Genomic DNA, 9,321 nt, shown 5'->3' with positions numbered 1-9,321 from the left:
TCGACGCCGCGGGGGTGCACGGTGAGCGCTTTGGAGCGCTGGTCGACCTCGGTGCGTTCCTCGATGACGGTCACGGTGATGCCGTTCAGCCGTAGTTCGGCGGCGAGCCAGAGGCCGGCGGGTCCGCCTCCCGAGATGACGACCTGCTGAGTGTCCATACGGTTGCCCTCCAGTTGGTCAACGACCAGATCACATCGGTACAGCGGCTCTAGGTCACCGACCGAGAGCCTCTGCGCAGTAAACTAGGTCAGTGACCAATAGGCAATACGGCGACCGGCTCGATCCGGCCACGGTGATCCGCGCGGGCCTCGCGATCCTGGACGAACGGGGGCTGGACGCTGTCTCCACCCGGGCCGTCGCCCATCGGCTGGGCGTACGGGTCAGCACGGTCCAATGGCATGTGAAGAGCAAGGCCCGGATGCTGGAGCTGATGGCCGACGCCGTACTTGGCGAGATCCCGCTCCTCGATCTGCCGCCGGACCCCGGTCCACGGGTGCGGGAGATCGCCGTCCGCTGCCGCCGTGTCCTGCTCTCCCACCGGGACGGCGCGGCCCTCGTCGTGGGCACCAACCCGATCGAACCCGGCACGCTCGGCTTCGCCGACGGGCTCTCGGGGGCGCTGCTGGACTGCGGGCTCGGGGACCGGGAAGCGGCCTGGGCCTCCTGGACCCTCATCTACTTCACCCTCGGCCTGGTCCAGGAGGAGCAGGCTGTGGGCCAGCGCGCCCTGGGTGAGCTGCTCGCCGGTGCGATCTCCCCGCAGGGGCACCCCGCCCTGCACCGCGTGGCCGGCCGGCTGGCGCCGGTCGCGTTCGCCGAACGCTTCGCCTACGGGGTGGACGCGATTCTCGCCGGGGTGGGGGTCGGGTGAGGGCCGGTCGCGCCGACGGCGGACCCGGGCCGATCATGCCCGCCGGGGCACCCCGTTCCCGCCGGTCGATAGCCTGGCCCGATGGGTGTCCTCAGGGAGTTGCCGACGCTCGCCGCGGGTGAGGTGGACGTGCCCTTCGTGATCAAGGGGTACGAGGAGACCATCGCCGACGACACGGCATGGAACGAGCACGCCCACCCCTGGCACGAACTCCTGTGGAACGAACGCGGTGCCTCCACGGCCGTCGTGGGATCCCAGGTCTGGTGCGTCACCCCGACGCTGGGCCTGTGGATGCCAGCGGGGCAGCTCCACTCGGCGTCCGCCGTCGCGGGCACCGTCTACCGGGCCCACTTCTTCCGGCACGGCACCACCTCGGCGCTGCCCGACGAGCCGGTGGCGGTGGAGATCACCCCCTTGCTGCGGCTGCTCCTGGAGCGGCTGGGGGAACCGGACCTGCCCGCGCCCTCGCGGTCGGTGACCGAGGCCATGGTCCTGGACGTGCTGCGGCCGTCACCCCGGGCGCTCCTGGTGCTGCTGCCCACCTCCGCGCTGCTGCGGCCGATCGTGGACGCCGTCCGCGCCGACCCCGCCCACCAGCGGACCCTGACCGGCTGGGCCACCGCCCTCGGATGCAGCGCCCGCACCCTGACCAGGGCGTTCCGGGTCGAGACGGGAACGACGTTCGCCCGCTGGGTGGCGTCGGTGCGCGCCCAGCACGCCGTGCAGCTGCTGTCCCGGGGCGTCGAGGTGGAGGAGGTGGCCGAGGCGGTCGGCTACCGCTCGGCGAGCGCCTTCGGTGCCGCGTTCCGGCGGACGACGGGTACGACCCCGGGCAGATTCCGCGCGTACTGACCGGGACCCCGGCGACCCCCACTGTTCTCCGGCCGCGACCGGAGGACCGCCCCCCGATGTCCCGATCGCTACAAGGGCTGTCGAAAAGGCTTGATTGCTCCACCCCACCCCCGCTCCCTAATCTGTGCAGGCAAGCCTTACCTAACTTCTTCGAAGCCTCTGCCCCGCCCACCCCGTGGAGCGGTCCGGCACACCCCGAACCGAAAGTGACCCGCGTCCATGAGAACCCCGCGCGCGCTCGTCCTCGCGGCGGCCCTGCTGACCGGCCTCACCGCCTGCGGCGGCGGCCAGACCGACACCGCCGACGCCAAGAACGACACCGGCACCCCCGCCGCCCGCTCCGGCCAGTTCCCCCTGACCATCGAGCACGCCCTGGGGACCATCGAGATCCCCGCCGAGCCCCAGCGCGTGGCCACCGTGAACTGGGCCAACGACGAAGTGCCGCTGGCCCTCGGCGTCGTACCCGTCGGCATGGCGAAGGCCACCTTCGGCGACGACGACGGCGACGGGGTCCTCCCCTGGACCGAGAAGCGGCTGGAGGAACTCGGCGCCGAGACCCCGGTCCTGTTCGACGAGACCGACGGCATCGACTTCGAGGCCGTCGCCGACACCCGCCCCGATGTCATCCTCGCCGCCTACTCCGGCCTCACCGAGCAGGACTACGAGACCCTCAGCGAGATCGACCCCGTGGTCGCCTACCCCGACGCGGCCTGGGCGACCCCGTGGCGCGACATCATCCGCCTCAACAGCCAGGCCATCGGACGGGCCGACGAGGGCGACCGGCTCATCGGCGACCTGGAGGAGCGGATCACCGCCACCGCCGCCAAGTACCCCCAGCTCAAGGGCAAGACGGCGATGTTCATGACGCATGTGTCGTCCAAGGACGTCAGCCAGGTCGGCTTCTACACCACCCATGACACCCGCACCCAGTTCTTCACCGACCTCGGGATGCAGATCCCGGCCAGCGTCTCCGGGCCCTCCGAGTCCACCGACAAGTTCGTCCTCACCAAGAGCGCCGAACGCATCGACGACTTCAACGACGTCGACCTCATCACCGGCTACGGCGACGAGAAGGGCGAACTGCTCACTGCGCTCAAGGACGACCCGCTCACCTCCAAGCTGCCCGCCGTCGAGCGCGACTCGATCTATCTGCTGCCCGGCAGCACCCCCCTGGCCACCGCCGCCAACCCGACCCCGCTGGCCATCCCGTACGTCCTGGAGGACTACGTCAAGGCACTGGCCGAGGCCGCGGACAAGGCCGCGTGACCGTCACCGACCTGGAGCGCGCGCCGGACACCGCCCCCGTACGGCGTCCGGCGCGCGTCCGTGTGCTCTGGCTGCTCGCCCTCACCGCGCTCCTGCTCGCCGCCATGACCGCCTCCCTCGCCCTCGGCTCCCGGGACGTGGCCTGGGCCGATGTGTGGTCGGCGCTGGGCGGGGCGGAGGCCACCCTGGAGGAGGCCGCGGTCACCCGGCGCGTACCGCGCACCCTGCTCGCCGTCGTCGTGGGCGCCGCCCTCGGACTGTCCGGCGCGGTCATGCAGGGCGTGACCCGCAATCCGCTGGCCGACCCAGGCATCCTCGGCGTCAACATGGGCGCCTCACTGGCCGTGGTCACCGCCATCGCCTACTTCGGACTGGCCTCGGTGTCCGGTTACATCTGGGTGGCCATGCTCGGCGCGGCCCTGACCGCAGCCTTCGTCTACGCCGTCGGCTCGCTCGGCCGCGGCGGCGCCACCCCGCTCAAGCTGGCCCTCGGCGGGGCCGCCATCTCGGCCGACCTCGCCTCCCTGGTCAGCGCCGTGGTGCTGCCGCGCAACGACATCTCCGACACCTTCCGCCTCTGGCAGATCGGCGGCGTCGGCGGAGCCACCTACGCCCAGCTCGGCACCGTCGTCCCGTTCCTCGCCGCCGGGTTCGTGATCTGCCTGGCCGCCGGACGCGCCCTCAACTCCCTCGCGCTCGGCGACGACCTGGCCGCCGGGCTCGGGGAACGCGTCCGGCTCGTCCGGGCGGGCGCGGCGCTCGGCGCGGTCGTCCTGTGCGGCGCCGCCACGGCCATCGCCGGGCCGATCGTCTTCGTCGGACTGGTCGTCCCGCACACCTGCCGGCTGCTGGTGGGCGTCGACCACCGCTGGCTGCTGCCGTTCTCCGCGCTGAGCGGGGCGATCCTGCTGACCGTCGCCGATGTGGTGGGACGTATCGTGGCCCGGCCGTCGGAGATCGATGTCGGGATCGTCACCGCGCTGGTCGGCGCCCCCTTCTTCATCCATATCGTCCGCCGGCAGAAAGTCAGGTCCCTGTGAGCGCCCCCGCCGTCACCGGCCCGTCCACCCGGCGGACCGTCACCCGGGCCCGGGTGCGGGGCGCGTACCGCAGGCGGGCGATCGTGCTGACCCTCGCGCTGCTGGTCGTCACCGGGTTCGCGGTCACGCTCATGGCCGGGCACACCTTCTATCCCGCCCGGGACGTCCTCCGGGTCGTCATGGGGGAGCAGGTGCCCGGCGCGTCCTTCACGGTCGGCACCCTGCGGCTGCCGCGCGCGGTGCTCGCCGCGACCGCCGGATTCTGCTTCGGCATCGCCGGTGTCACCTTCCAGACCATGCTCCGCAACCCGCTCGCCAGCCCCGATGTCATCGGCATCAGCGCCGGTGCGAGCGCGGCGGCGGCCATCGCCATCGTCAGTCTCTCGCTCGGCGGTACCGCCGTGTCGGCGCTGGCCATCGCCGCCGCGCTCGGTGTCGCCCTGCTCGTCTACACCCTCGCCTTCCGCGACGGGGTGGCCGGCACCCGGCTCATCCTGATCGGCATCGGCGTCTCCGCCCTCCTCGACAGCGTCACCTCCTACGTTCTGTCGCAGGCGGGTGAATGGGACCTCCAGGAGGCGATGCGCTGGCTCACCGGCAGCCTCAACGGCACCACCTGGGAAGAGACCGTCCCCGCCGTCCTCGCCCTGCTCGTCCTCAGCCCCGTACTGCTGTCCCAGGCCCGCAATCTGAGCGCGCTGAGCCTCGGCGACGACACCGCGTCCGCGCTCGGCGTCCGCGTCGAACGCACCCGGATCACCGTGATCGTCGCCGCCGTCGGTCTGATCGCCTTCGCGACCGCCGCCGCCGGGCCCATCGCCTTCGTCGCCTTCCTGTCCGGGCCGATCGCCGCCCGGCTGGTGGGCGCGGGCGGATCCCTCCTGGTCCCGGCGGGCCTGGTCGGCGCCCTGCTCGTCCTGGTCGCCGACTTCACCGGCCAGTACGCCTTCGGTGTCCGCTACCCCGTGGGGGTCGTCACCGGCGTCCTCGGCGCCCCCTACCTCGTCTATCTGATCGTCCGCACCAACCGGGCCGGAGGCTCGCTGTGACCGCGTCCCACTCCCTGTCCACCGAGAACCTCACCCTCGGCTACGGCGACCGGGCCGTCATCGAGGGCCTGGACCTGACCCTCGCGGCCGGGAAGGTCACCGTCATCGTCGGCGCCAACGCCTGCGGCAAGTCCACTCTGCTGCGCTCCATGTCCCGGCTGCTCGCCCCGCGCGCCGGACGGGTCGTCCTCGACGGCCGCGAGGTCCACCGCACCCCGGCCCGCGAACTCGCCCGCACCCTGGGCCTGCTCCCGCAGTCACCCGTCACCCCCGAGGGCATCACCGTCCTGGACCTGGTAGGCCGGGGCCGCCACCCCCACCAGCGCGCCTTCGCCCGCTGGACGGCCGAGGACGACGCCGCGGTCGCCGGCGCCCTCGACGCCACCCGCACCGCCGAGCTGATCGACCGGGCGGTCGACGAACTCTCCGGCGGCCAGCGCCAGCGCGTCTGGATCGCCATGGCCCTCGCCCAGCAGACCGATCTGCTGCTGCTGGACGAACCCACCACGTTCCTCGACATCAGCCACCAGATCGAGGTCCTCGATCTGCTGACCGACCTCAACCGCACCCGGGGCACCACCATCGTCATGGTCCTGCACGACCTCAATCTCGCCGCCCGCTACGCGGACCGCCTCATCGCCCTCGCCTCCGGACGCCTGCACGCCACCGGAACGCCGGAGGAGGTGATGACCGAACGGACCGTGCGCGCCCTGTACGGCATGGACAGCCGGGTCATCGAGGACCCGCTCTCCGGCAAGCCCCTCGTGCTGCCCGTCGGCCGCCACCACTCGACGCCGACGGCCCGCGAGGCGGCCTCATGAGACGCAGGCTCGCCGCCGTCCTGCCCGACCTCACCCCCTGGCGTACCTCGCGGGACTTCCGTCTGCTGTGGGTGCAGGGCCTGATCACCTACCTCGGCAGTGTGATGGCGCTGATCGCCCTGCCCCTCCAGATCAAGGACCTCACCGGCTCCCCGCTCGCGGTGGGCGTGATGGGCGCCGTCGAACTCGTCCCCCTGGTCGTCTTCGGCCTGTACGGCGGGGCCCTCGCCGACGCGGTGGACCGGCGCAAGGTCATCGTGCTGACCGAGGCGGGACTCGGGATCCTCGCCGCCGTCCTGCTCGTCAACGCGCTGCTGCCGCGCCCCCAGCTGTGGCCGCTGTACCTGGTCGCGGCCGGGGTCGCGGCCCTCGCCGGACTCCAGCGCCCCGCCCTGGACTCCCTGCTGGCCCGGATCGTCCCGCACGACCAGCTGCCCGCCGCTGCGGCCCTCAACGCCCTGCGCTGGCAGGCCGGGGCGATCGCCGGACCCGCCCTCGCGGGCCTGGTCGTGGCCTACGCCGGCAATGTCCCCGCGTATGCCGCGACGGTCGCCGGGTTCGCCGTGTCGGTGCTGCTGTGCCGCCGGCTGACCCCGGTGCCGCCCGCCGAGCACGCCGAGAAGCCCTCCCTGCGGGGCATCGCCGAAGGCGCCCGGTACGCCTGGTCCAAGCCGGTGCTGCTGGGCACCTACGCGGTCGACCTCGCGGCGATGTTCTTCGCCTTCCCCAACACCATCTTCCCCTTCCTCGCCGACGAACTGGACGCCGACTGGTCGCTCGGGCTGATGTACGCGGCCGGGGCGGTCGGCTCGCTGCTGGTCAGCCTCACCAGCGGCTGGGTGTCGCGGACCCGGCGGCACGGACTGCTGGTGGTGTTCGGCGCGGCGGCCTGGGGCCTGGCCATCGCGGCGGCGGGCTGGACCTCCCACATCTGGCTGGTGCTGCTGTGCCTCGCCCTTGCCGGGGCGGGCGACATGCTGAGCGGGCTGGGCCGCTCCACCATCTGGAACCAGACCATCCCCGACCGGCTGCGCGGTCGGCTCGCCGGGATCGAGGTCCTCTCCTACAGCATCGGCCCCCAGCTCGGTCAGGTCCGGGCGGGGGCGACGGCGGGCTGGACCGGCGCCCGCCCGGCGTTCTGGACCGGCGGTCTCGCCTGTGTCGCCTCGGTGGGCCTGCTCACCCTGGCCCTGCCCAAGCTGGTCAGCTACGACGCCCGCACCGACGAGGACGCGCTGCGCCGCGCGAGCCAGGACGCGCGGGACCGCGAGGGCGGGGCGGCCGAGCCCGACGGGGCGACGGCGGCGGGGTGAGGCGCGTGGCCGGGTGAGTCCTGCGGTCGGGTGACGCCCGCGACCGGATGACGCCTGCGGTCGGCGGAACGGCGTAGTCGCCGCGACCACTTGTCCGCCCATACGAAGGGCGAGGGCGTGTCGGACGGCCCGGCGCCGCCGCCCGCGCCCCAGGGTGACCGGGAGGTCTCCACGAGAAAGGGGCATGAGATGTCCGAGGTCACCACCCCGTACGCGACGGGAACCCCGTGCTGGGTCGATCTGATGGCGAGGGACCAGCAGACGGCGCTCGACTTCTACCGGGATCTGCTCGGCTGGCAGGGCAGGCCGGGCCCGGCCGAGTTCGGCGGGTACGCGGTCTGCGAACTGCGCGGGAAGGCCGTGGCCGGCATCGGACCGGCCATGGCCGCCGAGGGGCAGCCGGAACCCCCGACCGTCTGGACCAGCTATCTGGCCACCACCGACGCGCAGGCCACCCAGGAACAGATCGTCTCCGCCGGCGGCACCCTGCTCGCCCCGGTGATGGATGTCGGCGGCCTCGGCCGCATGCTGGTCGCCGCCGACCCGCAGGGCGCGGTGTTCGGCGTCTGGCAGCCCGGCGAGTTCTCCGGCGCCCAGATCGTCAACGAGCCCGGCGCCCTGACCTGGAACGAACTCCACACCACCGACGTACTCGGCGCCACCGCCTTCTACGGCGAGGCGTTCGGCATCGAGATCGAGCCGCTGGACGGCGCGGACTCCTACTGGGAACTGCGGGTCGGCGGACGCGCGGTCGGCGGTGTCACCCTGCTCGCCAACGACCCGCCCGGCACCCCCGCCCACTGGCTGACCTACTTCGCGGTCGACGACGTGGACTCCACCGTCGACGCCCTGGTCCGCAGCGGCGGTACGGTCCTCGCCCCGCCCTTCGACATGATGGCCGGCCGGATGACAGTGGTCGCCGACCCGCAGGGCGCCCCCTTCGCGATGATCAAGCCCACGCCGCTGTAGAACCCGCATCGCTATTGAACCCACCCCGCGCTGTAAGGCCCGCCTCGCTGTAGGGCCCCCGCCCCAACCGGCCCACGAACGCTGCCGGCCCGGATCGTCACCGACCCGGACCGGCAGCGGCCCGCTCCCTGCCCCGAAGGGCCGTCAGTCCCGGGTGGCGCGGCGACGGGCGAGGACGGTGAGGACCCCACCGGTGACCACGAGGGCCCCGGCGGCCCCCGCTGCGAGCGCCAGTTGCCGGTCACGTGTCCCGGTGCTGGCGAGGGCCGCGGGCTCCGTCCGCGTCCCGATCGTGCTGCGCGCGGCGTCGGTGATCTGCCGGGTGACGACATCGGGGTGGGACATCATCGCCACGTGCGAGGAGTCGATCTCGACGGTGTGCGCCTTGGCCCGCTTCGCCTCGAAGCGCTCCAGGTCGGGGGCGATGGCCTTGTCGTTCTTGGCGACGACGAACCAGGACGGGATGGTCTTCCAGGCGGCGGCCGTGGCCTTCTGCCCGAACCCGGCCTCGGCGACGGGCCGCTGCTCGGTGGCCATCACCCGCGCCTCCGCGGCGGGCAGATCGGCCGCGAACACCTCGTGGAACTTCTCGTTCTGGATGTAGAGGTCGACCCCGCTGCTGGTGGCGTCGCTGTACGGGACGGGGCGCAGGGCCGTCCCCAGGTCGCTGCCGGTGAACTTGGTGGACAGCCCGCCCGGACTCTCCCCGACGTCCGGCATGAAGGCGGACACGAACACCAGCGCCTTCACATTGCTGTTCCCGGCCGCCGCCTGACTGATCACCGCACCGCCGTAGGAGTGGCCCGCGAGCACGATCGGGCCCTTGATCGACTTGAGGACGGAGGCGACCTGGGCGGCGTCGTTGAGCACTCCGCGCAGCGGGTTGGGCGGGGCGACGACCGGATACCCGGCGTCCATGAGCCGTTCGACGACGGCGTTCCAGCCGGAGGCGTCGGCGAAGGCGCCGTGCACCAGCACGACGGTCGGCTTCGGCTGCGCCTGCCCCTCCCCGCCGGAGGGGGCGGCCAGGGCGGTGGGGGCGGCGCCGACGGTGAGCGCGGTGGTGGCGAGGGTGAGCGCGGCGGCGGATATTCGGCGGCGCGGGGACAGCTGACCCATGAGGGGTTCCTCTTCCGTACG

General features: G+C 72.8%; 10 protein-coding genes. 8 read left to right on the top strand and 2 right to left on the bottom strand.

All coding sequences use genetic code 11. The annotated features are described in order from the left end of the window. Positions 1–158 (bottom strand): FAD-dependent monooxygenase (locus ABZX40_RS21595; RefSeq protein ID WP_356162622.1); only part of this gene is annotated, 158 nt, incomplete at its 3' end. Positions 159–250: 92 nt separating this feature from the next. On the opposite strand from ABZX40_RS21595, the gene ABZX40_RS21590 reads away from it, so the two are divergent. The 8 genes from ABZX40_RS21590 to ABZX40_RS21555 all read left to right on the top strand — a co-directional run bounded on the left by ABZX40_RS21590 (position 251) and on the right by ABZX40_RS21555 (position 8,181). Further along, positions 251–871, top strand: a complete 621-nt coding sequence (locus ABZX40_RS21590; protein ID WP_355740101.1) for a TetR/AcrR family transcriptional regulator C-terminal domain-containing protein — start codon at positions 251–253, stop codon at positions 869–871. A gap of 81 nt (positions 872–952) precedes the next feature. After that, positions 953–1,723, top strand: a complete 771-nt coding sequence (locus ABZX40_RS21585; RefSeq protein ID WP_355740103.1) for an AraC family transcriptional regulator — start codon at positions 953–955, stop codon at positions 1,721–1,723. A gap of 219 nt (positions 1,724–1,942) precedes the next feature. Beyond that, positions 1,943–2,989, top strand: a complete 1,047-nt coding sequence (locus ABZX40_RS21580) for an iron-siderophore ABC transporter substrate-binding protein (protein WP_355740105.1) — start codon at positions 1,943–1,945, stop codon at positions 2,987–2,989. After that, the gene (locus tag ABZX40_RS21575) at positions 2,986–4,029 is read left to right on the top strand and encodes an iron ABC transporter permease (RefSeq protein WP_355740107.1); all 1,044 of its coding nucleotides are present in this window, start codon (positions 2,986–2,988) and stop codon (positions 4,027–4,029) included. Before ABZX40_RS21580 ends, ABZX40_RS21575 begins: the two co-directional genes overlap by 4 nt. Beyond that, positions 4,026–5,078, top strand: coding sequence for an iron chelate uptake ABC transporter family permease subunit (locus tag ABZX40_RS21570; protein ID WP_355740109.1), 1,053 nt, complete (start codon positions 4,026–4,028; stop codon positions 5,076–5,078). Before ABZX40_RS21575 ends, ABZX40_RS21570 begins: the two co-directional genes overlap by 4 nt. Continuing rightward, positions 5,075–5,899: an ABC transporter ATP-binding protein gene (locus ABZX40_RS21565; protein WP_355740111.1), complete on the top strand. Its 825-nt coding sequence runs from the start codon at positions 5,075–5,077 to the stop codon at positions 5,897–5,899. Before ABZX40_RS21570 ends, ABZX40_RS21565 begins: the two co-directional genes overlap by 4 nt. Next, the gene (locus ABZX40_RS21560) at positions 5,896–7,212 is read left to right on the top strand and encodes an MFS transporter (RefSeq protein ID WP_355740113.1); all 1,317 of its coding nucleotides are present in this window, start codon (positions 5,896–5,898) and stop codon (positions 7,210–7,212) included. The genes ABZX40_RS21565 and ABZX40_RS21560 overlap by 4 nt, the downstream gene beginning before the upstream one ends. 189 nt (positions 7,213–7,401) lie before the next feature. Continuing rightward, positions 7,402–8,181 carry a VOC family protein gene (locus tag ABZX40_RS21555; protein ID WP_355740115.1) on the top strand — a complete coding sequence of 260 codons (780 nt, stop codon included), beginning with the start codon at positions 7,402–7,404 and terminating at the stop codon, positions 8,179–8,181. 144 nt (positions 8,182–8,325) lie between these two features. On the opposite strand, the gene ABZX40_RS21550 is transcribed toward ABZX40_RS21555, so the two are convergent. Further along, entirely contained in the window at positions 8,326–9,300 is a 975-nt protein-coding gene (locus ABZX40_RS21550; RefSeq protein ID WP_355740117.1) for an alpha/beta hydrolase, read from the bottom strand. Positions 9,301–9,321 lie beyond the last annotated feature (21 nt).

The sequence above is a fragment of the Streptomyces sp. NPDC004610 genome (assembly GCF_040609715.1).
In the GTDB taxonomy this organism is placed as follows: domain Bacteria; phylum Actinomycetota; class Actinomycetes; order Streptomycetales; family Streptomycetaceae; genus Streptomyces.
This window is presented reverse-complemented; position numbering and strand designations above follow the sequence as displayed.

Bases quoted from the DNA above. Each gene is read 5' to 3' on its own strand.
- ABZX40_RS21560 (WP_355740113.1), top strand. From the start codon at position 5,896: ATGAGACGCAGGCTCGCCGCCGTCCTGCCCGACCTCACCCCCTGGCGT.
- ABZX40_RS21555 (WP_355740115.1), top strand. From the start codon at position 7,402: ATGTCCGAGGTCACCACCCCGTACGCGACGGGAACCCCGTGCTGGGTC.
- ABZX40_RS21585 (WP_355740103.1), top strand. From the start codon at position 953: ATGGGTGTCCTCAGGGAGTTGCCGACGCTCGCCGCGGGTGAGGTGGAC.
- ABZX40_RS21580 (WP_355740105.1), top strand. From the start codon at position 1,943: ATGAGAACCCCGCGCGCGCTCGTCCTCGCGGCGGCCCTGCTGACCGGC.
- ABZX40_RS21550 (WP_355740117.1), bottom strand. From the start codon at position 9,300: ATGGGTCAGCTGTCCCCGCGCCGCCGAATATCCGCCGCCGCGCTCACC.